Origin of the sequence: Photobacterium sp. Hal280 (assembly GCF_037162255.1) — a bacterium.
GTDB lineage: Bacteria > Pseudomonadota > Gammaproteobacteria > Enterobacterales > Vibrionaceae > Photobacterium.
In genome coordinates, this window is sequence record NZ_JARLUO010000005.1 from 2,071,410 (window position 1) to 2,095,548 (window position 24,139).

At 50.9% G+C, this 24,139-nt stretch carries 20 protein-coding genes, 2 pseudogenes, 1 riboswitch and 1 other annotated feature; of the genes and pseudogenes, 18 read left to right on the forward strand and 4 right to left on the reverse strand.

The window, feature by feature from the left end; translation table 11 throughout:
• Position 1: 1 nt before the first annotated feature.
• From P4S53_RS18880 to P4S53_RS18895, 4 genes are all read left to right on the forward strand, one after another.
• Positions 2-973 carry an alpha-L-glutamate ligase-like protein gene (locus tag P4S53_RS18880; RefSeq protein ID WP_337113895.1) on the forward strand — a complete coding sequence of 324 codons (972 nt, stop codon included), beginning with the start codon at positions 2-4 and terminating at the stop codon, positions 971-973.
• Positions 974-1,082: 109 nt separating this feature from the next.
• Positions 1,083-2,231, forward strand: coding sequence for a MalY/PatB family protein (locus tag P4S53_RS18885; protein ID WP_337113896.1), 1,149 nt, complete (start codon positions 1,083-1,085; stop codon positions 2,229-2,231).
• 88 nt (positions 2,232-2,319) lie between these two features.
• A complete protein-coding gene (locus P4S53_RS18890; protein ID WP_337113897.1) occupies positions 2,320-2,841 on the forward strand; it encodes a VC2046/SO_2500 family protein in 522 nt (173 codons plus the stop codon).
• A 247-nt stretch (positions 2,842-3,088) separates the two neighbouring features.
• Positions 3,089-3,778, forward strand: a complete 690-nt coding sequence (locus P4S53_RS18895) for an SDR family oxidoreductase (protein WP_337113898.1) — start codon at positions 3,089-3,091, stop codon at positions 3,776-3,778.
• Between the two features lie 124 nt (positions 3,779-3,902).
• Here P4S53_RS18895 and adhE read toward each other — a convergent pair.
• Positions 3,903-6,616, reverse strand: a pseudogene (gene adhE, locus P4S53_RS18900) (bifunctional acetaldehyde-CoA/alcohol dehydrogenase).
• Positions 6,617-7,264: 648 nt separating this feature from the next.
• Here adhE and P4S53_RS18905 point away from each other — a divergent pair.
• Positions 7,265-8,112: pseudogene (locus P4S53_RS18905) on the forward strand (ion transporter).
• Positions 8,113-8,200: 88 nt separating this feature from the next.
• Here the strand turns inward: P4S53_RS18905 and cysS are convergent.
• A complete protein-coding gene (gene cysS / locus P4S53_RS18910) occupies positions 8,201-9,580 on the reverse strand; it encodes a cysteine--tRNA ligase (protein ID WP_337113899.1) in 1,380 nt (459 codons plus the stop codon).
• A 243-nt stretch (positions 9,581-9,823) separates the two neighbouring features.
• Between cysS and P4S53_RS18915 the strand changes: the two genes are divergently transcribed.
• The 12 genes from P4S53_RS18915 to hisIE all read left to right on the forward strand — a co-directional run bounded on the left by P4S53_RS18915 (position 9,824) and on the right by hisIE (position 20,619).
• Positions 9,824-10,321, forward strand: coding sequence for a peptidylprolyl isomerase (locus P4S53_RS18915; RefSeq protein ID WP_192015239.1), 498 nt, complete (start codon positions 9,824-9,826; stop codon positions 10,319-10,321).
• Between the two features lie 47 nt (positions 10,322-10,368).
• Positions 10,369-11,112 carry a UDP-2,3-diacylglucosamine diphosphatase gene (lpxH, locus tag P4S53_RS18920; RefSeq protein WP_337113900.1) on the forward strand — a complete coding sequence of 248 codons (744 nt, stop codon included), beginning with the start codon at positions 10,369-10,371 and terminating at the stop codon, positions 11,110-11,112.
• A 296-nt stretch (positions 11,113-11,408) separates the two neighbouring features.
• On the forward strand, positions 11,409-12,623 hold the full coding sequence (locus tag P4S53_RS18925; protein WP_337113901.1) for an EAL and HDOD domain-containing protein: 1,215 nt from the start codon (positions 11,409-11,411) through the stop codon (positions 12,621-12,623).
• Positions 12,624-13,112: a YchJ family protein gene (locus tag P4S53_RS18930; RefSeq protein ID WP_337113902.1), complete on the forward strand. Its 489-nt coding sequence runs from the start codon at positions 12,624-12,626 to the stop codon at positions 13,110-13,112.
• A gap of 157 nt (positions 13,113-13,269) precedes the next feature.
• Positions 13,270-13,409 (forward strand) — a sequence feature (His leader region).
• Between the two features lie 46 nt (positions 13,410-13,455).
• Positions 13,456-14,352, forward strand: a complete 897-nt coding sequence (hisG, locus tag P4S53_RS18935; RefSeq protein ID WP_027253462.1) for an ATP phosphoribosyltransferase — start codon at positions 13,456-13,458, stop codon at positions 14,350-14,352.
• 5 nt (positions 14,353-14,357) lie between these two features.
• Positions 14,358-15,674, forward strand: a complete 1,317-nt coding sequence (gene hisD / locus P4S53_RS18940; RefSeq protein WP_337113904.1) for a histidinol dehydrogenase — start codon at positions 14,358-14,360, stop codon at positions 15,672-15,674.
• A gap of 1 nt (position 15,675) precedes the next feature.
• Positions 15,676-16,731 carry a histidinol-phosphate transaminase gene (gene hisC, locus P4S53_RS18945; protein ID WP_337113905.1) on the forward strand — a complete coding sequence of 352 codons (1,056 nt, stop codon included), beginning with the start codon at positions 15,676-15,678 and terminating at the stop codon, positions 16,729-16,731.
• A 17-nt stretch (positions 16,732-16,748) separates the two neighbouring features.
• Positions 16,749-17,819 (forward strand): bifunctional histidinol-phosphatase/imidazoleglycerol-phosphate dehydratase HisB, encoded by a 1,071-nt coding sequence (gene hisB / locus P4S53_RS18950; protein ID WP_442958674.1) that lies wholly within the window; start codon positions 16,749-16,751, stop codon positions 17,817-17,819.
• The gene (hisH, locus tag P4S53_RS18955; protein WP_337113906.1) at positions 17,819-18,451 is read left to right on the forward strand and encodes an imidazole glycerol phosphate synthase subunit HisH; all 633 of its coding nucleotides are present in this window, start codon (positions 17,819-17,821) and stop codon (positions 18,449-18,451) included. The genes hisB and hisH overlap by 1 nt, the downstream gene beginning before the upstream one ends.
• A gap of 17 nt (positions 18,452-18,468) precedes the next feature.
• Positions 18,469-19,203, forward strand: coding sequence for a 1-(5-phosphoribosyl)-5-[(5-phosphoribosylamino)methylideneamino]imidazole-4-carboxamide isomerase (gene hisA, locus P4S53_RS18960; RefSeq protein ID WP_337113907.1), 735 nt, complete (start codon positions 18,469-18,471; stop codon positions 19,201-19,203).
• Between the two features lie 13 nt (positions 19,204-19,216).
• Positions 19,217-19,990, forward strand: a complete 774-nt coding sequence (gene hisF, locus P4S53_RS18965) for an imidazole glycerol phosphate synthase subunit HisF (RefSeq protein ID WP_337113908.1) — start codon at positions 19,217-19,219, stop codon at positions 19,988-19,990.
• A complete protein-coding gene (gene hisIE, locus P4S53_RS18970; protein ID WP_337113909.1) occupies positions 19,987-20,619 on the forward strand; it encodes a bifunctional phosphoribosyl-AMP cyclohydrolase/phosphoribosyl-ATP diphosphatase HisIE in 633 nt (210 codons plus the stop codon). The genes hisF and hisIE overlap by 4 nt, the downstream gene beginning before the upstream one ends.
• Before the next feature lie 78 nt (positions 20,620-20,697).
• On the opposite strand, the gene P4S53_RS18975 is transcribed toward hisIE, so the two are convergent.
• Positions 20,698-21,300 carry a thymidine kinase gene (locus P4S53_RS18975; protein ID WP_337114534.1) on the reverse strand — a complete coding sequence of 201 codons (603 nt, stop codon included), beginning with the start codon at positions 21,298-21,300 and terminating at the stop codon, positions 20,698-20,700.
• Positions 21,301-21,477: 177 nt separating this feature from the next.
• Positions 21,478-23,079, reverse strand: coding sequence for a Na+/H+ antiporter NhaC family protein (locus P4S53_RS18980; RefSeq protein ID WP_337113910.1), 1,602 nt, complete (start codon positions 23,077-23,079; stop codon positions 21,478-21,480).
• Positions 23,080-23,184: 105 nt separating this feature from the next.
• Positions 23,185-23,364: riboswitch (Lysine riboswitch) on the reverse strand.
• A gap of 373 nt (positions 23,365-23,737) precedes the next feature.
• Between P4S53_RS18980 and P4S53_RS18985 the strand changes: the two genes are divergently transcribed.
• Positions 23,738-24,130 carry an H-NS family histone-like protein gene (locus P4S53_RS18985; protein WP_027253473.1) on the forward strand — a complete coding sequence of 131 codons (393 nt, stop codon included), beginning with the start codon at positions 23,738-23,740 and terminating at the stop codon, positions 24,128-24,130.
• The last annotated feature ends 9 nt before the right edge of the window (positions 24,131-24,139 follow it).

Sequence of the window (24,139 nt, forward strand, 5' to 3'; positions counted from 1 at the left end):
CATGTTTTTATCGCGTTATACTACGCCGTGGCGTCTGCGCGAACGCGGCATCATGGGCATGAACAAGCGCAATCACAGTTATATCGGTCGGTATAACGACCGCAGTCTGTACCCGCTTGTTGATGATAAACTCAAAACCAAGATCATCGCCCAGCGTGCGGGGGCCACTGTCCCTGAACTGATCGGGGTGATCAGAAGCCAGGTTCATGTGAAAGAAATTCACGACATGGTGCGTGACTGGCCGGGTTTTGTGATCAAACCGGCTCAAGGTTCTGGCGGGAAAGGCATTCTTGTCATTATCAAGCATGAAAACGGTTTATACACCAAACCGTCAGGGGCTGTGATTAATAAGCAGGATGTTGAAAGGCACATCACCAATACCCTGGCCGGGCTCTTTTCGCTCGGCGGCAAAAACGATGTGGCCATGGTCGAAAACCTGATCCAGTTTGATAATGTCTTCGACGGGTTCAGCTTTGAAGGGGTACCGGATATACGGGTGATCGTATTTAAAGGTTACCCTGTCATGGCCATGATGCGTTGTTCTACCGCGGCCTCTGACGGCAAAGCCAACCTTCACCAGGGAGCCGTCGGGGTTGGTATTGATATCGCCTCCGGCAAAGCGGTTCGTGCGGTGCAGTTTAACCTGCCGGTAGAACGTCACCCGGACACCGAAAGGTTGCTCAGTGAACTCACCGTTCCCAACTGGCTGAAGTTACTGGAGCTCGCTGCCAGTGCCTGGGAAATGACTGGCCTGGGCTATCTGGGGACTGACATGGTACTGGATAAAGTCAAAGGCCCTATGGTCCTGGAGCTCAATGCCCGTCCTGGTCTTGCGATCCAGACTGCCAATGGCTGCGGCTTGCTGCCGCGCCTTCATCACATTGAAAGTCTGGGCACACCGTCCAAGATGCCCTCTCCGGCTGAACGCGTCGCCTATGCCGCCGAGCAGTTTGGTGCGAAACCGCAGTTCTGATTACCTCTCAAGCCCCGGTTTCTGACCGGGGCTTTCTTCTTCTGGCCAATTCGGCGCATAATAGCTGAGTCATCATAGTCATTGATTTCAACTGGTTATTGGAGAGCCTATGTCAGAGATCCTGCGTTTATTTGACCAGCCGGTGGATCGCACCAAGAGCAACAGTACAAAGTGGCTGAAGTATCAGGGAAAGGATGTCCTGCCGATGTGGGTGGCAGACAGTGACTTCAGAGTACCGGATGCGATCACACACGCCCTCCACCAGCATGTCGATCACGGCGTCTTTGGATACGGCTCAGTGCCGGCATCACTGAGCGAGTTAATCGTTGAGCGCATGACAACGCTCTATCACTGGCAGATCAAACCGGAATGGATTGTTTATTTGCCCGGTCTGGTCTGTGGTCTCAATCTGGCGGTTCGCGCCTGTACCGAGCAACATCAGGCCGTTGTCAGTCCCAAGCCGGTTTACCCGAAATTCTTTACCGCGGCAAAATACGCGTCACGACCGCTGGCCTATTCCCCGGTGACCTTACAGCAAGGCCGCTGGCTGATGGATTTAGAGGCCACTGAGGTTCCGGCCGACAGCAAGCTGTTGCTGTTCTGCAATCCTTTAAATCCCGGCGGGACCGTCTACACGCGGCAGGAGCTGGAGGCGCTGCACAGCTTTACCAAAAAGCATGACTTGTATGTCTGTTCCGATGAAATCCACTGCGATTTGATCCTCAATGAGAACGCCCGTCATATTCCCTTTGCCAGTCTGGATGATGATGCCGCACAACGCTCCATCACCCTGATCGCGCCGAGCAAAACCTTTAACATTGCCGGCCTTGGCGCCTCAATGGCCATTATTCCGAATTTCGAGTTACGACGCCGTTTTAACCGTACGCGGGCCGGCATCGTCCCGGATGTGAATGTGCTGGCTTATACGGCCGCCGAAGCCGCATACCGTGATTGCCAGCCATGGCTCGACAGTCAGCTCCATTATCTGCGCCAGCACAGAGACAGGCTGATGACAGCAATCAACAGCCTGCCAGGGCTTAAACTGCATCCGATTGAAGCGACCTACCTGGCCTGGATCGATGCCTCCGGCCTGCCTGTAGCAAACCCACATGCCTTCTTTGAAGCCGCCGGGGTTGGTTTCTCGCCTGGCGCTGATTTTGGCCATTCCGGTTTTGTCAGAATGAATTTTGGCTGTACCAGCCAGACTTTAGCGCTGGCGCTATCGCGCATGAAGAACGCCATTGAATCAATCGGTTAATAATTAGCCATCTGAGAGCCAATCTCGCTAAAGATTTTCACCAACTGTCCGATAGAGATAACACTGGTTTTAATTTCTGTCGGACTCCATGCAAATCCATACCATAGACAAAGCACAGCTTATCAGTGAAGTGCAGCTTGGTAACCAGCTCAACCGTGCGGTTGAGCAGGGGCGCCGATCTGACTTCGCACTGATGCTGGCTATGTTGTCGCCGGATTATCTGGAAACCACGCCGACCGAAAAACCACTGCCCCCTGCGACCACAGAAGAGCAGCTGCGCTCTTATTTCGAGTTGCAAGACCCGGCGCCACTGTCAACATCCGAGTTCTGCTACCCTCGCGGTGCAGAGCAGTCACGAGCGTTCCATTATGGCGGACTTTCCGCAACCCGTTTACTCAGCTCGTTACAACCCATAGCGATGACGTTTCCCCCTCAGGACACCAAAGGTTTGCCTGAAGAGCTGTACCACAACCTGTCCGGGCATGAGCGCCGCCGCCTGCCACCTACCCAGCCTGAACCGATCAAAGGGTCACCGCAGGATCTCTACCTGAACCTTATCCGGGCCAAACGTTCCGCTGAAATGTACGGCGCCGTTGCTAAGGTCTGCTGATCACCGTCACCTTTTCTTTTCGTTATTTTTCAGTCAATTAAGCAAATTTTCCGCAACATATCACAAAGTACTAAATTTCGTGACAAGCGTCATATGCCAAACAATTCAATGCCGCTTTACCAGCTTACTTAACTAAGATTTAACATTATCAGGGTGTTATTAGTTTATTGAATAGTGAAGGTGAGGATGGTTAAAGCCGTCATTGCTGTTACGACTTCTCGGTATCCACATATAGGAAGATTGCGCTATGAATATTGCAGACTCAGTTATTCTTATTACTGCTGCAGGCTGCCCATTAGGAAAAGCCGCATCGTTCCATTTCTCCTCATTAGGCGCACGGATAGCCCTGGTAGATACAGACAGTGAACGGTTGCACACCAATTATCAGGAATGCTTAGCCAAAGGCAGTGAGTGCTACGCACTTTGTTTGTCCGATAATAAAGAAGCCACCATTGCCAGTGCCATTCATGCGGTACACGAGCAATACGGGAAAATCGATGTACTGATCAACTGCTGGCTTGGCGTGGATATTCCCATGCTCTTGACCCAGACCTCGGTTGAAGAATTCTGTCAGCTCATGACAGAAGGCACCTCGGCGTTTCTTTCCTTTGGCAAACAAACCGCAAGCTACATGCGCGAACACCATCAGTCTGGTGTGATTATCAATTTAGCCGCTTGCCGCCCGGATAATCCCATCCCTTTGACGAGCAGCTCCAAAGCCATGCTGGCGGGATTTACTCAAAGCTGGTCCAAAGAGCTGGCGCAGTACAAAATTCGTGTCGGTGGCGTCTTCCCGCTGATCTTTGATGAGCGGCATGATCTGCCACCCAGCACCCTACTCAGCCTGCCCATGCAGTATGAGATTGCCCGTAGCGCTGAGTACATCGTCTCAAACGACTATTTCAACGGCAGAATGATTGAAGCCGAAGTCGTCTGATCCCTGACACTTCAGCAGTTCCGTCCTTGTCCTCGCAATCAATCACGCCATAGGCAGTGATGATTAGACTGCATTAAAAAACCCGCCGGATGGCGGGTTTTTGTTTCACTCAGCCGCAAGGCTATCAAGCCTTGGCCGCAACCTTTTTGCTTCTGGCCGCGGGAGCCACCTGAATGACCTCTGCAGGTTTCTGGTCTGCATTTTTCTTAATGACAGTCGTGCCTTCAAAGGTTTCCCCTTCGACATACGCCTTTCCGTAGTAAGAAGCCAGTAGTACCTCTTTCAGCTCTGCAATCAGTGGATAACGCGGGTTCGCGCCGGTGCACTGATCATCAAAGGCTTCGACAGCCAGTTCATCCAGTTTCGCCAGGAAGTCAGATTCTGATACACCAGCCGCCTGAATGGACTTAGGAATATCCAAATCGTCTTTCAGTTGATCCAGCCAGCTCAGCAGGCGCTCAATTTTCTGTGCGGTACGGTCACCGGGCTGAGAAAGGCCCAGGTGATCGGCCACTTCCGCATAACGACGACGCGCTTGCGGGCGGTCGTACTGAGAGAAAGCCGTCTGCTTGGTTGGATTGTCATTGGCGTTATAACGCACCACATTCGCAATCAGCAAGGCATTTGCCAGACCATGCGGAATATGGAACTCAGCGCCTATCTTGTGCGCCATCGAGTGACACACACCCAGGAAGGCATTGGCAAATGCAATACCGGCGATAGTTGCCGCGTTATGGACTTTCTCACGGGCAATCGGATCTTTCGCACCGTTGGCGTAGCTGGAAGGCAGGTATTGCTTGAGCAGTTGCAGTGCCTGCAATGCCTGACCATCTGAATACTCGTTTGCCAGCACAGAGACATAGGCTTCCAACGCATGGGTGACTGCGTCATAACCGCCAAATGCAGTCAGGGATTTTGGCATGTTCATCACCAGATTGGCATCAACGATTGCCATCTGAGGTGTCAGCTCATAGTCCGCCAGCGGGTATTTTGCGCCTGTCTCATCATCGGTGACGACTGCGAACGGTGTCACTTCAGAGCCCGTTCCTGAAGTGGTTGTAATACAAACCAACTCCGCCTTTTTGCCCATTTTAGGGAATTTATAGATACGTTTACGGATGTCCATAAAGCGCATTGCCAGCTCTTCGAAGTGGGTTTCAGGATGCTCATACATCACCCACATGATTTTCGCGGCATCCATCGGCGAACCACCACCCAGTGCGATGATCACATCAGGCTGGAAGCTCTTCATTGCCTCAGCACCTTTCTTGACGATCGTCAGCGTTGGGTCGGCTTCCACATCGTAGAATGCATGCACATCTATGCCCTGTGCTTTGAGTAACGTCATCACTTCATCAGCATAGCCGTTGTTAAACAGAAAACGGTCAGTCACCAGAAAAGCACGTTTCTTATCTTCCAGATCCGTCAGTGCCACAGGCAGGCTGCCCCGGCGGAAATAGATCGACTTCGGCAGTTTGTGCCACAGCATATTTTCAGCTCGCTTCGCCACTGTTTTTTTGTTGATCAAGTGCTTAGGCCCTACGTTTTCAGAGATAGAGTTCCCCCCCATGAACCGCAGCCTAAGGTCAATGATGGGGCAATGTTGAAGTTGTACAGATCACCGATACCGCCATGGGTGGTCGGGATATTCACCAGGATACGCGCGGTTTTCAGCTTGTCGCCAAAATACTTGATGCGATCTTCATTGATATCCTGGTTGGTGTACAAGCCTGAGGTGTGACCAATACCGCCAAGATCCACCATCTTGCAGGCCATCTCTACCGCATCTTCGAAGGTTTTGGCACGGAACATCCCCAGGGTTGGCGACAGTTTCTCGTGGGCAAACTCTTCATCAATCGTAATGGCATCGCCTTCACCAATCAGTACCTTGGTATCGGCAGGCACTGATACCCCTGCCATTTCAGCAATTTTTGTCGCAGGCTGACCCACGATGTCGGCATTCAGACTGCCTTCAATCAAAATCACTTTGCGGACTTTATCGGCTTCTTCTTTACTCAGGACATAGCCTTTGTGGCTGGCAAAACGCGCCTTCACTTCGTCATAGATTTCATCCATCACGATCACGGCCTGCTCTGAGGCACATACCACGCCATTATCAAATGTCTTCGACATCAGTACAGATGCCACCGCACGTTTGACATCGGCCGTTTCATCAATCACCACAGGCACATTCCCCGCGCCGACACCGATGGCCGGTTTACCCGACGAGTAAGCCGCTTTCACCATGCCCGGACCACCGGTGGCCAGAATCAGGTTCAGATCCGGGTGTTTCATCAGGGCATTGGACAATTCCACCGAAGGCTGATCAATCCAGCCAATGATGTCTTTGGGTGCGCCAGCCGCAACAGCGGCATCCAGCACCAGTTTCGCCGCAGCGTTGGTCGATTCTTTCGCCCGTGGGTGCGGAGAGAAAATAATACCGTTCCGGGTTTTGAGTGAAATCAGGGATTTGAAGATAGCGGTTGAGGTTGGGTTTGTCGTTGGCACAATGCCGCAGATGATACCGACAGGCTCTGCGATGGTGATGGTGCCGAACTCGTCATTCTCTTCCAGAATGCCGCAGGTCTTTTCGTCTTTGTATTTGTTGTAAATAAATTCAGAGGCAAAGTGGTTTTTGATCACCTTGTCTTCAACGATCCCCATGCCAGATTCTTGTACGGCTTGCTGGGCCAGAGGAATACGGGCATTGTTTGCCGCCAGAGAGGCGGCACGGAAAATCTTGTCTACTTGCTCCTGCGAGTAGGTGGCAAAAATCTTCTGTGCGGCTTTTACACGGGCAACCATTGCATCGAGTTCTGCCAAATTCGTTACAGGCATAGTCAAACTCCTAACTTTAAGATTGAAAACTTTTTAGTAAGGATACGTCTCTGATTCCTTGCCATGAGAGCGCTTATCGCCGATTGAGCATACTTAGTAAATTGCTTTCAAAACTGATTTTATGACTTCATTGCCAGGTGAGGCTTGATCTGGATCATGCTAAACACACACATCAGCAATATGTCACCACCCAGGAAAAAGAAATCAAATCAATTATTTAAAAAGCAACCCAATTAAAATCATTCACGAAACAAATATTTAGACGCCCTTTACCATGAAAATAATTTTCACACTGGTAATTTTATTTCAAATCGAAACAACAGATTAGCGCCCCCAAATGGCTACTGACAAATACCCCGTTGTGGGGAGTCATCACGCCACATAAAGCCTAATCCAGTCAGGTTCAGAACGACAATGTCACTGTATGACTTTTTTACCAATGATAAGCAATACCGAGCATAACTTTAGTCGGAAAAGTCGTAACAGCAAACAAAAACAGTGAGATAGGAGCAGTCAATCTTGTCTTCTCCTGCTGCTGTCAACTGAGTCAGCGCTTACCGGCAGCAGGTGCACACAGCGGGGAAATGGCTCTGGCAAAGGCAGCGACTCTTAAGTATGCTTTATTTTTCAATCACTCAGATGTTATTTATGTCCGACTCAACACTCAAAGAAAAACTCTACATCACCATTTTTGGCACCCACACCCCGGCGGGCAAAGCATTTGATATCACATTAATTCTGACCATACTGGCATCGATCATTGTGCTGATGCTCGGATCTGTCAGCCCGATAAGCCAGGAGTGGGGGCAGCTGTTCTACCTGATGGAATGGGGATTTACACTGATCTTTACGCTTGAGTATCTGCTTAGGCTGTACTGCTCTCCCAAGCCAACTGCCTATGCCCGAAGTTTTTACGGTCTTGTCGATTTGCTGGCTATTTTACCCACCTATCTGGTGTTTTTTTCCCGGCCGCGCACTACCTGATGGTCATCCGGTTACTGCGGGTCATGCGCATATTTCGGGTGCTTAAGCTGGTCCGCTATCTGCAGGATTCTAATTTGCTGCTGAGATCATTGTTACAGTCCAGCCGCAAGATTTTTATCTTTTTCACTACGGTCGCGATACTGGTCACTGTGTTTGGTTCACTGATGTTTGTCATTGAAGGACCAGAACATGGTTTTACCAGCATTCCTTACAGCATTTACTGGGCCATAGTGACCTTAACAACTGTAGGCTACGGCGACCTGGTGCCTCAAACTGATCTCGGCAAAACACTCGCTTCTTTCACTATGCTGCTGGGTTACTCCATCATTGCCATCCCCACCGGCATTATCACGGCAGAAATTGGCCATCAGAGTCAGTTGCACCGAACCCTGGTGAAATGCATGAACTGCTCCCGTTCGGGTCATGAGCCCGATGCCATCTTCTGTAAACACTGTGGCAGCGAACTCGCACACCCCGATGACAGGGTCGTCTCAGCGTCAGCTACCAAATGATCCCAGAATAACGAACCCGATCAGCACGCACAAAAAAGCCCTCGCAAGAGGGCTTTTTCACTCAGCTGTCCGAGGATCCGATAAACGGTTATTTACGACGCCAGGTCGTGCCTTGCGGGCCATCCTCAAGAATGATCCCCATGGCGGTCAGCGTATCGCGGGCGGCATCCGCTGCTGCCCAGTCTTTCGCAGCTCGGGCATCAAGACGTTGCTGGATCAGGGATTCAATCTCAGCCACATCATCTGCCTTAGCGCTGCTTTGCAGGAAGGTTTCAGGATCCTGCGCCAGCAGTCCCAGTACTTCAGCCAGTGCGCGCAATTGAGCACCAAGTGCTGAAGCCGCCTTCAGATCTTCGCCTTTCAGGCGGTTAATCTCACGCGCCATATCAAACATTACAGAGTAGGCTTCAGGCGTGTTGAAGTCATCATCCATCGCCGCGGTAAAGCGCTCAACAAAGGCTTCCCCACCCTGTGCGGTAACATCCGCATCCAGACCACGCAGTGCCGTATACAGACGCTCCAGCGCAGAACGTGCTTGCTTCAGGTTCTCTTCGCTGTAATTGAGCTGACTGCGATAATGGCCAGACATCAGGAAATAACGAACCGTTTCAGCATCGTAATGCTCCAGTACGTCACGGATGGTGAAGAAATTACCCAGTGATTTGGACATCTTCTCACGATCAACCATCACCATACCGCTGTGCATCCAGGTATTCACATACTGGGTGTCATGGGCACAGCAGGATTGCGCAATTTCGTTTTCGTGATGCGGGAACTGCAGATCAGAGCCGCCACCGTGAATGTCAAAATGATCGCCCAGAATGGCAGAGTTCATTGCAGAACATTCAATGTGCCAGCCCGGACGGCCAGGCCCCCATGGCGATTCCCAGGTCGGCTCGCCCGGTTTGGACATTTTCCACAGCACGAAATCCAGCGGACTGCGTTTTGCCGTTTCAATATCAACACGTGCACCGGCCTGAAGCTGTTCCAGATCCTGGCCAGACAGTTTGCCGTATTCGTCAAACTTGCTGACCTCGAACATGACATCGCCGTTATCAGCCACGTACGCGAAACCGCGTTCGATCAGACGTTCGCACAGCGCAACAATTTCCGGAATGAATTTGGTCGCACGAGGCTCAATATCCGGACGCGCCATACCCAGGGCATCAAAATCGGCGTACATTTCGCCAATCAGACGCTCGGTCAGAGAATCACAGCTTTCACCGTTTTCTGCCGCGCGTTTAATAATTTTATCGTCAATATCTGTGATATTACGAACAAAGGTCAGATCATAGCCGCTGTAACGCAAGTAGCGTGACACCACGTCGAATGCAACAAAAGTGCGGCCGTGGCCGATGTGACATAAATCGTAAATAGTAACCCCGCAGACGTACATGCCGATTTTACCTGGCACTATGGGTTTAAATTCCTCTTTTTGTCTAGTCAGTGAGTTATAGATCTTTAGCATGTCTGATAATTACTCATTTCAGGGGTTACGATTCAAAGGGCTGATTATACCCAAGTCGCCTCAAGATGCTAGGTTCAGCGCGATTGGCATGGTGAACAGGCGCAGTACCGATTTTACCAATCCCAACCCTCTTCTATAGTTATAGAATTAACTTGGTTCACCTAGACAAACTGTATTGACGCTTTGCCTTAGTTCGTTAGAATTCAGGGTTTAAAGCAATACACTCCAGTTAAGGATAAGCTCATGGTAACGCTTCACACCACTTTTGGTGATATTAAAATCCAGCTCAACACAGAAAAAGCTCCGGAAACCAGTGCGAACTTCCTGCAGTACTGCCGTGACGGTTTCTATAATGGTACGCTGTTTCACCGTGTGATTGACGGTTTCATGGTTCAGGGTGGCGGTATGGCGTCCGGCATGGTTGAAAAAGAAACCCGCGCACCGATCAAGAATGAAGCTAACAATGGTCTGAGCAACAAGACTGGCAGCATCGCGATGGCCCGCACCATGGAGCCACATTCCGCAAGCTCTCAATTCTTCATCAACGTGAATGATAACAACTTCCTGGATTTCAAATCTGAAACACCAGATGGTTGGGGATACTGCGTATTTGGTGAAGTGGTTGAAGGGATGGATATCGTCAACAAGATCAAAGCGGTTGCGACAGGTAACTGGGGCTATGTCCACCAGGACGTACCGGTTGAAGAAGTTGTCATCAATTCTGTGACCATCGAAGAATAATTCCCTGCCAAGGTGGCCGCTCATACCGGCCACCTGTCTCAATACTTATGACCATATGTTTTATAGCTGATTTGCACCTGAGTGCGGATCGCCCTGATATTACCGATTGTTTTCTGCACTTTATGTCAACCGAGGCAACCCAATGCGACGCACTCTATGTGTTGGGCGATCTGTTTGAAATGTGGATTGGTGATGATGACGACAATACCTTTCACCGCCAGATCAAAAGTGCGTTCAAAGCATTGACGGATTCCGGTGTGCCCTGCTTTTTCATCCACGGCAACCGTGATTTCCTGATCGGCAAGCAATTCAGCCGCGAAACGGGCGTCATGTTATTACCAGAGCACACTGTGATTGACCTGTTCGGTACGCCAACGCTGATTTTGCACGGTGACACTTTGTGTACCCTGGATGAAAGCTATCAGCGTTACCGGAAAAAAGTCCATAACCCATTTATTCAATGGCTGTTTTTGCGCTTACCGCTGGCATGGCGCCAGGCCGTTGGCCGCAAAATGCGTTCAGGCAGCAGCAGCAACAATCAGATGAAGTCCTATGACATCATGGATGTGACGCCGCAAGCAGTGATTGACTTAATGTCAGAACACAGGGTGCAGCATATGATTCATGGCCATACCCATCGTCCGGCCGTTCATGAGCTAACCGTTGATGGCCAGTATGCTACCCGGACCGTGCTGGGTGACTGGTATGATCAGGGTTCCGTGCTGCTCTGCACCGCTGCAGGTTGCCAACTGCGAACGCGCAGCTTCAGACTGGCAGCACAAAACCAGTGATGCATAATCAAACTCACACATAACCCGGTGATTCATAACACGAGGCTGAATTCGGGTCAGCACCGGGCATTACTTTTACTTATCAACCCTATCTTTTGGGCTGAAGATCACAAGCGGCGTAATTTCTCAGCGAAAGGTCACAACCAGTGGAAAATTCTACTGCTAATGTTACGCAACGGTGATAATTATTAGTAATATACTGGTTCACTCCTGTCATGCGGACTATTCACCAAAGAGAATCACTGGCAATGCAAGCCCTCGCCAACACAACGATAACCATAAACAGTGCTGATATCATGTATTCTTATCTTGCCCGGCAGCCCGTTTTAGATCGCGACAAAACGACTATTGGCTACGAATTGCTCTTTCGCGACGGGCCCAAAAATTGTTTCCCGGATGTGCCGCCCGAAGAGGCAACAAATCGCTTGTTACTGGACAATTTCTTCTCTAACGGTTCAAACGATGTATGCAGTGGCAAACTCGCCTTTGTTAATTTTCCTGAAAAAAGCTTACTCAAAGGCACACCGCTTCTTTTTCCATCCCATACTTTTGTGATTGAAGTGCTGGAAAACTGTACCCCCTCAGACACACTGCTGGACTCGGTCAGGGACCTTCATCAGCGTGGCTACCAGATAGCACTGGACGATTTTAATCCGAGCGTGGAATGGAACCGGTTTCTGCCTTTCGTCCACATCATTAAATTTGATTTACAGCTGACGCCCATTGATAAGGCGCGCTTCTTTATTCGTCGCCACAAAGACAAACCTATTCAGTTTCTGGCTGAAAAAGTGGAAACCTACGCCGAATTCAAAGAAGCCAAAGCAGCGGGTTTTCATCTGTTTCAGGGGTATTTCTTCAGCAAACCGGAGATGATGCAGCAAAAAACCCTCAGCCCTTCTGCGCTGACGACGCTGCGGCTCTATCAGCAGATCTGCCAGGATGTTGTGAATTTTGATGAGGCAGAAGAAATCATTGCGACTGATTTGTCCTTGTCGTACAAATTGTTACGCCATGTGAATGCCATCACCTCAAACCGTGCTGTGCCCATTTCTTCATTCAAGCAGGCACTCATTTATCTGGGAGAAGAACGGCTTCGCCGCTTTATCAGTTTTGTGGCGACCTCCCACGTGACCCGTGACAAGCCGCCATCACTCTACTGCCTGTCTTTGCAACGGGCCCATCTGTGTGAACTTCTGGCCGCCGATATTTCCCCGAAATTAAATGGCAACCGTGCTTTCCTGACGGGACTTTTCTCGATGCTGGATTCACTGCTTGATCAGCCGCTTGATGTGTTGATCCCTATGCTGCCGCTTGATATCAGCATTCAGGACGCCTTGATCCATCGTAAAGGTAAACTGGGGTATCTGTTGTCACTGGTGTGTGCTTATGATCATGCCGACTGGGATCAGGTGGATACCATGTGCTCTAAACTGGGCCTGGAGAGTGAACATGTTGCGAACCGCTACCTGGAATCTTTAGAATGGGTGACCAGCATAGAAGAACTGCAATAAATGATGACGAACACACAATTATGTCCTTGTGGCAGCCAACAGCCTTTGTCCCTTTGCTGCCAGCCTGTCCATCAGCACCCGTCGGCTGCTCACCATCCTGAGCAGTTGATGCGTGCCCGATACAGCGCGCATGTTCTGGGATTGGTCGATTTTGTCGTCGCGACTTACCATCCCAGTTGCCAGGCAGAACAATACCGCGATGCCATCGCAGACTCCATCAATAGTGAATGGCTTGGGCTTGAGGTTGTCAGCAGTCAGATCGCCAGCGATACTGAAGGCTATGTCGAATTCAAAGCCTTTTACCGTGACGGTAACCAAGACTATTGCCTGCACGAAAAGTCACGTTTTTTACGTGAAATGGTCGGCAACAGCCAGCAATGGTTCTATGTCGACGGTGTGTATCCGGAAGCAACTGAACCGATGAAAGCCAGCCGGAATGATCCCTGTCCGTGCGGTAGCGGCAAGAAGTTTAAAAAATGCTGTCTGTAAGCCATTCTCGGTGATGGCATGCGGCACGAAGAAATTTTCAAAATGTACTAATTAACTATTGCAAAACCGCCTTAGCTTGGTTAGTGTGAATAGCAAGTCCACAGTCAATAATGATTTAGACAGAGTACATAATTATGCGTATCCAAATGGTAAACCTAAACCACCATCATCATCCTGATTAGTCTTTCAGGAGGATACGCCTCACTCTGGAAGACGACAAATCGCCTCTTCCAGCGGTCGCTACATGTAAGCAGCATTCAGACCCCCGGAAGAGAAATCTTCCGGGGGTTTTTCGTTTTAGCTTTGAAATTAAAAATAAATTAAGCATATAGGGAATGTCATCATGCAAACACAACGACTACGCATTGCTATCCAGAAGAAAGGACGACTGAGCACTGAATGTAAAGATCTCCTGAAACGCTGCGGTGTGAAATTCAATCTGATCGGTGAGCGCCTTGTGGTTCACTGCGAAAATATGCCTATCGACCTGCTGCTGGTTCGTGATGATGACATTCCCGGTCTGATCATGGATGGTGTCGTTGATCTGGGCTTCATTGGTGAAAATGAATTAGAAGAAGTCGGGCTTGAGCGTGCGGCACGAGGTGAACCCAGCCACTACGAGATGCTGCGCCGTCTGGATTTCGGTGGCTGCCGTCTGTCTATTGCGATCGATAAAGACGAGGAATACCAAGGCCCGCAAGATCTGCAAGGCAAACGCATTGCCACGACCTACCCGCAACTGGTGAAGCGCTACATGACTGAACAGGGTGTGACATTCAGCACCTGCATGCTCAATGGTTCTGTCGAAGTTGCCCCTCGGGCCGGCCTGGCCGATGCCATCTGTGACCTGGTTTCCACCGGTGCCACTCTCGAAGCCAACGGCCTGAAAGAAGTCGAAGTGATCCTGCAGTCAAAAGCGGTACTGATTCAGCGCTCTGGTGATTTCAGCGCCGACAAACAAGCGCTGATCGAGCGTCTGTTAACCCGTATGCAAGGTGTGATTCAGGCCAAAGAGTCAAAATACATCATGCTGCATGCACCGACTGAATGCCTGGAACAAGTGACAGCTTTACTGCCTGGCGCGGAAGACCCGACCGTGCTGCCGCTGTCTCACGACAAGAGCCGGGTTGCCGTTCACCTTGTCAGCTCAGAAAATCTGTTCTGGGAAACCATGGAACAACTAAAAGCGCTGGGCGCCAGCTCAATTCTCGTTCTGCCCATTGAGAAAATGATGGAGTAAACACCATGAAAACGGTTGTATGGCAATCTCTGAGTGAACAGCAGCGTGAATCGTTACTGCAACGTCCGGCCATCACTGCAGGCGAGAATGTGACGGTAATTGTGAAAGATATCATTACCGATGTTCGTGAACGTGGCGATGAGGCCTTGCTGGCACTGGCAGAAAAATTCGATAAAGTCCGCCCGGATTCCATCACAGTCAGCCAGAACGAGATTCAGGCCGCTGCTGACAGACTGTCAGAAGACATGAAGCAGGCGCTGCAGCAGGCTTATGCCAACATCGCCAAGTTTCACAAAGCGCAAAAAACCAAGCCGCTTCAGGTTGAAACACAACCTGGTGTGATCTGCGAGCAGGTCACCCGGCCCATTAATGCCGTAGGTCTGTACATTCCGGGTGGCAGTGCACCCTTGCCGTCGACGGTATTGATGCTGGGCGTACCGGCACAGATTGCCGGGTGCCGCCGCGTGGTCCTTTGTTCGCCCCCGCCGATTGCCGATGAGATTCTGTATGTCGCCCAACTGTGTGGTATTACAGATGTCTACAATATCGGTGGTGCGCAGGCGGTTGCAGCCATGGCATACGGCACGGAATCTGTGTCCAGAGTCGACAAAATTTTCGGCCCGGGTAATGCGTTTGTTACCGAAGCCAAACGTCAGGTCAGCAACGATTTCAAAGGTGCCGCCATTGACATGCCAGCCGGCCCGTCTGAAGTGATGGTGATTGCCGACAGTGGCGCGGATCCGGATTTTATCGCGGCTGATTTACTCAGTCAGGCAGAGCACGGACCAGATTCACAGGTTGTGCTGGTCACCCCTGAGCCAAGTATTGCCGACCGTGTCGCGGATGCCATTGCACAACAGCTCAACACGCTGTCCCGCGCCGATATTGCCCGTCAGGCACTCGGCTCGAGCCTGATGATCATTGCCGACAGCATCACGCAGTGCGTGTCCATCTCGAATCACTACGGGCCTGAACACCTGATAGTCCAGACCCGTAACCCACGTGATTTAGTGCCCCTGCTGGATAATGCCGGCTCGATTTTCCTGGGCCACTGGTCACCGGAATCGGTCGGCGATTACGCCTCCGGCACCAACCACGTACTGCCCACATACGGTTATACCAAAACATACTCCAGCCTGGGCCTGGCCGATTTTACCAAGCGTATGACAGTCCAGGAACTCAGTGCCGATGGCCTGCTGGAACTGGCGCCGACGGTAGAAACCATGGCAACCGCAGAAGGTCTGGACGCACACCGCCGTGCCGTCAGCATCCGGGTAGACAAAATCAAACAATCACGCGCATCGACGTTGAAAGAGGCTTAAGATGAACCCTGAATTACTGGCTCGTAAAACCATTCGCGACCTCACGCCATACCAGTCAGCACGCCGCCTTGGTGGCAGTGGTGACATCTGGCTGAATGCCAACGAGTCGCCGTTCGTCAATGAATACAAGATTCAGTGTGATCGCCTGAACCGCTACAGCACCTGCCAGCCGGAAGCACTGATTCAGGCTTATGCCGATTATGCGCGGGTCGATAAATCCCAGGTCCTGACCTCCCGCGGGGCTGACGAGGGAATTGAATTGCTGGTTCGCACTTTCTGTGAGCCTAAGCAAGACAGCATTCTTTACTGCCCGCCGACTTACGGCATGTACAGCATCAGCGCAGAGACTTTTGATGTGGGCGTGAAACAAGTACCGCTGACCTCTGACTGGCAGCTGGATTTGCCTTCAATTGCCGAGAATCTGGACGGCGTCAAACTGGTGTTTGTCTGCAGCCCGAATAACCCGACCGGCAACCTCATTCGCCGTGAGGACATTATTGCGCTGCTGAACATGACGCAAGACAAAGCGCTGGTGGTGATGGATGAAGCCTATATCGATTTCTGTCCGGAAGCTTCCACGGTTGATTTACTGGCGCAGTTCCCGAATCTGGTGATCCTGCGTACCCTGTCCAAAGCCTTTGCACTGGCTGGCCTGCGCTGTGGTTTCACACTGGCGAACGCTGTAGTGATTGATTTGCTGCTGAAAGTCATCGCGCCTTACCCGGTTCCTGTACCTGTGGCCGATATTGCGGTCCAGGCCCTGTCGCCCGCCGGCCTGGCCAGAACCAAATTTCAGGTGCTCGACCTAAGCGCCAACCGTGCTTACCTGCAGGCAGGACTGAGTATGTTACCCGGCGTGACGGTATACGACGGCTATGGGAACTATCTGCTGGTGCGTTTTCCCGACGGGGACGCCTTGTTCAAGGCCCTGTGGGACAACGGCATTATTTTACGCCGCTCGCCGATCGAGAACTGTATCCGTATCAGTATCGGCAGCCGGGATGAGTGCGAGAAGACCCTGGCCTTCATCCGCACTCAGCTGGAAAAGATTTCGTAATTTGGAAGGATTCTATTGTGAGCAAGGAAAAAATTCTCTTTATTGATCGCGACGGTACGCTGATTGCCGAACCGCCGGTAGACTTTCAGGTCGATCGGCTGGACAAACTTGAGCTGGAGCCCTTCGTCATCCCTGCCCTGTTAAAACTGCAGGAGGCAGGCTATAAACTGGTCATGGTGACCAACCAGGACGGATTGGGTACCGACAGTTACCTGCAGGCTGACTTTGATGCCCCGCACAATATGATGATGGCCATTTTCGAGTCTCAGGGCGTTCGCTTCGATGAGGTGCTGATCTGCCCGCACTTTGAACACGACAACTGCAGTTGCCGCAAGCCGAAGCTTGGCCTGGTCAAAGATTACCTGCAACAGGGCCGTGTCGATTTTGCCACCTCTGCGGTGATCGGCGATCGTCAGACCGATCTGCAGCTGGCCGACAACATGGCTCTCCGGGGGATTCAGTACCAGCGCGAAAACCTGGGCTGGGCGCAGATCGTGGCCGACCTCACCACTCGCCCACGCATTGCTGAAGTGGTTCGCAAAACCAAAGAAACCGATATCAGAGTCAAGGTCAATCTGGATCAGTCCGGCGGCAATGTGATTGAGACCGGTCTGGGCTTTTTCGATCACATGCTGGATCAGATTGCCACTCACGGCGGATTCCAGCTCATCCTGACCGTGGATGGCGACCTGCACATTGATGATCACCACAGCGTGGAAGACACCGCACTGGCACTGGGCCAGGCGCTGAAAGAAGCGCTGGGCGACAAACGCGGCATCGGCCGCTTTGGTTTCAGCCTGCCCATGGACGAGTGCCTGGCTCAGTGTGCGCTGGACCTGTCCGGCCGCCCCTATCTGAAATTCGATGCCAAGTTCAGCCGTGAAAATGTCGGTGATCTGTCAACGGAAATGGTCCCGCACTTCTTTCGTTCCCTGACCGATACCCTGGCCTGCACGTTGCACCTTTCTTCCGATGGCAACAACGATCACCACATCGTTGAAAGCCTGTTTAAAGCCTTTGGCCGTACCTTACGCCAGGCCATTAAAGTGGAAGGCAACGAGCTGCCAAGCAGTAAAGGGGTGCTGTAATGACTGATTCAACACAGAAAGTGGTGATCATTGATACCGGATGCGCCAACGTGTCGTCAGTGCGATTTGCCATTGAACGTTTGGGTTATCCGGTGACCGTCAGCCGGGATCCTGAGATTGTGCTGGCGGCAGATAAACTCTTCCTGCCCGGTGTCGGTACCGCCAGTGAGGCCATGAAAAACCTGGCCGAGCGCGATCTGATCACCCTGATCAGCCAGGTCGACAAACCCTTGCTGGGCATCTGTCTGGGCATGCAGCTGCTGGGTGAGTATTCGCAAGAGCAAGGCCAGAATGGAACGCAGCACGTGCCGTGCCTGAAACTCTGTCCGGCCCCGGTGCAGAAAATGCACACAGGTGAGCTGCCCTTACCGCACATGGGATGGAATACCATTACCCCGGAACAGGGCCATCCCTTGTTTAACGGCATCCCTGCCGGCAGCTATTTCTATTTCGTTCACAGCTACGCTATGCCGGCATTCAATACTGAGCAAGGCAGAACCATAGCCAGCTGTGAATACGGCCAGCCCTTTACTGCCGCAGTGCAAAGCGGCAATTACTACGGGGTGCAGTTTCACCCTGAACGGTCCGGTAAAGCCGGTGCGCAACTGATTCAAAACTTTCTCGATATGTAGGACGACAAGGACTGGTTATGATTATTCCCGCACTCGATTTAATAGATGGTCAGGTCGTCCGCCTGTTTCAGGGCGATTACGGTCAGGTGACCGAGTATAAAGTCAACCCTGCAGAGCAGTTTGCACTGTATCACCAGTCAGGAGCTGACTGGCTGCACCTGGTGGATCTGACCGGCGCGAAAGACACTTCAGCACGTCAGCTCGATTTAATCCGCACCCTGCTGGCCAGCACGCCAGCCAATATCCAGATTGGCGGCGGCGTTCGCAGTGAGCAAGATGTAGCGGATTTGCTGGATGCCGGCGCACAGCGTGTTGTGATTGGTTCAACCGCAGTAAAACAACCGGAAATCGTGAAGGCCTGGATGGAAAAGTACGGCCCGGAACGTATCGTACTGGCGCTGGACGTTAACATTGATGACAACGGCCAGCGTAAAGTCGCAGTCTCCGGCTGGCAGGAAGATTCAGGTGTCACCATTGAAGCCCTGATTGAAGATTTCCGCACTGTGGGCTTAAAGCATGTTCTGTGCACGGATATCTCACGCGACGGTACGCTGGCTGGCTCTAATGTCGATCTGTACCGCGACTTATGTGCGCAATACCCGGACGTTCAGTTCCAGTCATCCGGTGGTATCGGATCACTGGACGACATTGCTGCGCTGAAAGGCTCAGGTGTGGCCGGCGTGATTGTCGGCCGTGCCCTGCTGGACGGTAAATTTACCGCAGAGCAGGCATTTGCCTGCTGGAACGCGTGATAAGGAGCCTGACATGTTAGCAAAACGTATTATTCCCTGCCTGGATGTCCGTGACGGCCAGGTCGTTAAGGGCGTCCAGTTCCGAAATCACGAAATCATCGGTGACATCGTGCCGCTGGCAAAACGCTACGCGGAAGAAGGGGCCGATGAGTTAGTTTTCTACGATATCACAGCGTCCAGCGACGGCCGTGTGGTTGACAAAAGCTGGGTCGAACGCGTCGCCGAAGTCATCGACATTCCGTTCTGCGTTGCTGGCGGCATTAAATCCGCCGACGATGCCCGGCAAATTCTGCAATTTGGCGCAGATAAGATTTCAATCAATTCGCCGGCGTTAGCCAACCCTGCGCTGATCACTGAGCTGGCCGACAAATTCGGCGTGCAATGTATTGTGGTGGGTATCGATTCTTACTTTGATGCCAAAACCGGTCAGTATCAGGTTTACCAGTTCACCGGTGATGAAAGCCGTACCCAGGTCACCCAGTGGCAAACCGCTGACTGGATTGAGGAAGTGCAGCGCCGCGGGGCAGGTGAAATCGTGCTGAATATGATGAACCAGGATGGTGTTCGCCAGGGTTATGATCTGACTCAGCTGAATCTGGTGCGCGACCTTTGCAAAGTCCCGCTTATTGCCTCCGGCGGCGCCGGTGAAATGGCGCATTTTGCCGATGCCTTTAAGATTGCCAAAGTCGACGGTGCCCTCGCCGCTTCGGTTTTCCACAAGCAAATCATTAACATTGGCGAACTCAAGCAATACCTCAAACAACAACAGGTGGAGATCCGACTATGAGCCTGAACAGTGAAATTAATTGGGCCAAAGTCGACGGTCTGGTTCCCGCCGTGGTGCAGGACAGCCGCAGTGGCCAGGTACTGATGCTGGGCTACATGAATGATGAAGCCCTCAGCAAAACGCTGGATACCCGGCAGGTGACTTTCTGGTCTCGCAGCAAACAACGTCTTTGGACCAAAGGCGAGACATCCGGCAATGTGTTGCAACTCAAACAGATTCAGCTCGACTGTGATCAAGACACCCTACTGGTCAGCGCCGAGCCTGTTGGCCCCACCTGCCATCTCGGTACGACCACCTGCTTCGACAAGGGCATTACAGACAGCGGCGAAAGTGCTACCGCCCCTGACCTGGTGTTTCTTCACCGACTGGAGCAAGTGCTGGCAGCCCGTAAAGGCGCCGATCCTGAGTCCTCGTACACCGCCAGCCTTTACGCTCGTGGCACCAAGCGGATTTCGCAGAAGGTGGGCGAAGAAGGCGTTGAAGTCGCGCTTGCGGCAACGGCGGGTGACAAAGAGGAAGTAATTTCCGAATCGGCCGATCTGATGTATCACCTGATCGTGTTGCTCCAGGATCAGGGGCTGAGCCTGTCTGATGTGATAGCCAAGCTGCAAGAAAGACACAAAGGTTAACCCGGCAATCGATCCCAATAAAAAAAGGAAGCTTTAACAGCTTCCTTTTTATTACGCCTTCATTTTGCGTTTGCTTTATCAGGCACTTTTCGCAGCCTGACGAGCTTGTTCCATCGCTTCTTTATAATGCTTCCGGCAAACCGATACGTATCTGTCATTACCACCGATTTCAACCTGATCGCCATCCGCTATGGCATTACCTGACGCATCATGGCGGATCACCATATTCGCTTTCCGGCCGCAATGGCAAACGGTTTTCAGTTCGACCAGTTTGTCGGCCCAGGCCAGCAGATACTGACTGCCTTCAAACAACTCGCCACGAAAATCGGTACGCAGACCATAGCAAAGCACCGGGATATCCAGTTTATCGACCACTTCAGTCAACTGGTGCACCTGGGCCTTCGTCAGGAACTGGCATTCATCCATTAACACGCAATCAACCCGTGACAAGCTGTTCATCTGAGACAGCTTTTCCCACAGGTTATCTTCCGGGCTATAGAGTTCAGCCTCTTCAGACAGGCCAATTCGCGAACTGACCTTGCCCTGACCAAACCGATTATCAATGGCTGCGGTAAAAATTACCGGCGACATGCCGCGTTCACGATAATTGAACGACGACTGCAACAGCGTCGTCGACTTCCCGGCATTCATCGCCGAGTAATAAAAATACATTTGCGCCATCAGGCTTTCCGCATCACTCTGAATGTCGCAAGATGCTACCGAAGAAGCATGCGAATTGGAAGCCTGGCTCTCCGCTTCATACGATGAGTCAGCTTGACGATGCATTCGTAGACACAGGGATAAAAAAACCGGCTCAGTCCACGACTAAACCGGTTCAACATCAAAACCGCATTGGTTTTATCGGGACATTTCTGGCATGGCTTTCAGCGGACGTTTGGCAATCCAGCCGAGGCAGACACAAACCAGTAAGAATGCGACCGTCGCTGCCACGAAAGACACAGCCAGAGACTCCGTCATCCCTAACACGGTAAAGCCGACCGCAGAGACGAGTGCAACAGACAACGCGTAAGGCAACTGGGTCGACACATGATCTATGTGATTACAGCGCGCTCCGGTTGAAGACAATATGGTGGTGTCTGAAATCGGTGAACAATGATCCCCAAAGACAGAACCAGCCAGTACAGCGCTGAGCATAGGCAGGATCAGGCTGATGTCAGTGGCCGCCGCCAGATCGCCGGCTATCGGCAGCATAATCCCAAACGTGCCCCAGGACGTACCGGTCGAGAACGCCATAATGCCGGCCAGCAAAAACAGAATCACAGGCAACCAGACAGGGTTAATATTGCCCTGAACCAAAGTCGACAGGAATTTACCTGTTGCCATATCACTGATGATGCTACCGATTGTCCAGGCGAAAAACAGAATCAGAATCGCGCCGAACATGGATTTCGCACCAATCCATAAAGCATGCAGAATGTGCTTTACCGGAATGGCCTGACGTCCCACGGCAACCAGTGCCGATAATAACCCCAGCAGGCCGCCGTAACACAAAGAGGCCCCGACATTGGTAGACTCAAAGGCGCCGAGAATAGAAAACGGTTTACCATCCGCCTGCAAACTCTGATTACCGGTGAAGATCATGAAGAATAATGTGGCGGCCACCAGCACCAGAATAGGAATAATGAGATCGCCCACTTTTCCATGTTCACTTTCTTCGATTTCAAGTTCGTCGTTCAAATCTTTCGCTTCGGCATGAATTTCATCATTGTCAAACCCGCGAGCATGACTGGCCTGAACTTCATGCTTCTTCATCAGACCAACATCTAATTGGAACCAGGCAACAACAAATACCATCAGCAGCGCGAACACGGCGTAAAAATTCATGGGTGCCAATTGCATGAAGGCACTTAACGCAGAATATTCAGTCACACCATGTGAAACCAGAATGCCACCCACCACTGTAATGATATATGCCCCCCAACTGGATGCAGGCATCAGTACACACATAGGCGCGGCAGTGGAGTCCAGAATATAAGCCAGTTTAGAGCGGGAAACATAAAAGCGATCGGTCACAGGCCGGGAAATCGAACCAACCGCCAGGCTGTTGAAATAATCATCAACAAAAATAAACACGCCAAGAAAAGCCGCTAAAAGTTTTGCACCGCGTTTACTTTTAATCTTAGTTTGCGCCCATTGTGCAAAGGCACGCGTACCGCCGGAGAGCGTCAGTAATGCCGTGGTCATGCCTAATAAAAGCAAGAAAGCAACAATACTCATATTCCAGGTATTGATGCTATCACCATCTATAAACAGCCCTTCAATTTTGTTTCTTAAATAAGAAACAGTATTGAACATACTGAAATCAGTCAGCAAAAACGCACCGATCAAAATGCCAATACCCAGCGAGAGAAGCACTCGTCGAGTCAGAATAGCAAGGCTTAACGCCACAAGTGGCGGTAAAATGGAAATGGAAGATTGGGAAAAATCTACTAGGTTCATGATCTCTACTACAACCGATCGTGGTTGGAGATCTACTGTTAAACACGGTACCGATGTCAACCGTGATGGGAAGCGATATAGGAAAGAGACTGTTGCCCCTCCCGACCCCACAGTAGCGCTCCATAGTTAATTGTAAGTTACTATGGCAGTGTTGCCCCTTTCGACGACAACCCCAGCAAGGTGATTTGACAGACCAACCTTACTTCGGCATTAGCTCCTTTCACTGACGTTCCTCGGGGTCACCTCCCGCCAGTTACTGATAGATAATGCACCTCTACCCTTAGTCAAGGAATCGCGTATTCTACTTTTTGTTATCTGATTTGCAACTACAGAAAGCCAATATCTGCTACTTTGAGTTAATACTACCGCACTAATCTTCTGTATTTACTTACATTTACGCCCAAAACACACTGTAATTAATATGAAATTATTAGCACTACAGCAAGTTAAAATATTCGTACATTCCCATTTTATTAACAAGCAAAAAAACGAATGGTGCCGTCTTTCATTGTCCAAAGATAAAGTTCAAGTATAAAAAACCGCCTGATTAATAATGTAAATTAACATTTTTATTTGGCAGTTGGGTTTAAAAAGTATTACTATTGCAGATATAAAGTGATTCACTAATAATTAGTATAACGCCAACAGGAAATTTGAAATGTCTGATGCAATGAAAGCGCTATTAAACCTTCGTAGTCTTCGTGCACTTGCTCGCGAATATTCACTGGAGCAACTGAAAGAAGCCCTGGAAAAACTTCAGACCGTGGTTGATGAACGTGAAGAATCAGAAGCGGAAGAAATCGCGAAAGAAAAAGAGCGCGAAGAGAAACTGAAGCAATACCGAGATATGCTACTGGCTGATGGTATTGACCCTGAAGAACTGATGGCAAACATTGGTAAAGCAAAAACTAAGCGTGCAGCACGTCCGCCTAAATACAAGTTCATCGATGAAAACGGTGAAGAGAAAACCTGGACAGGCCAAGGCCGTACACCAAGCGCTCTTAAAAAAGCACTGGATGAAGGTAAATCTTTGGACGATTTCAAACTGTGATCAAACAAG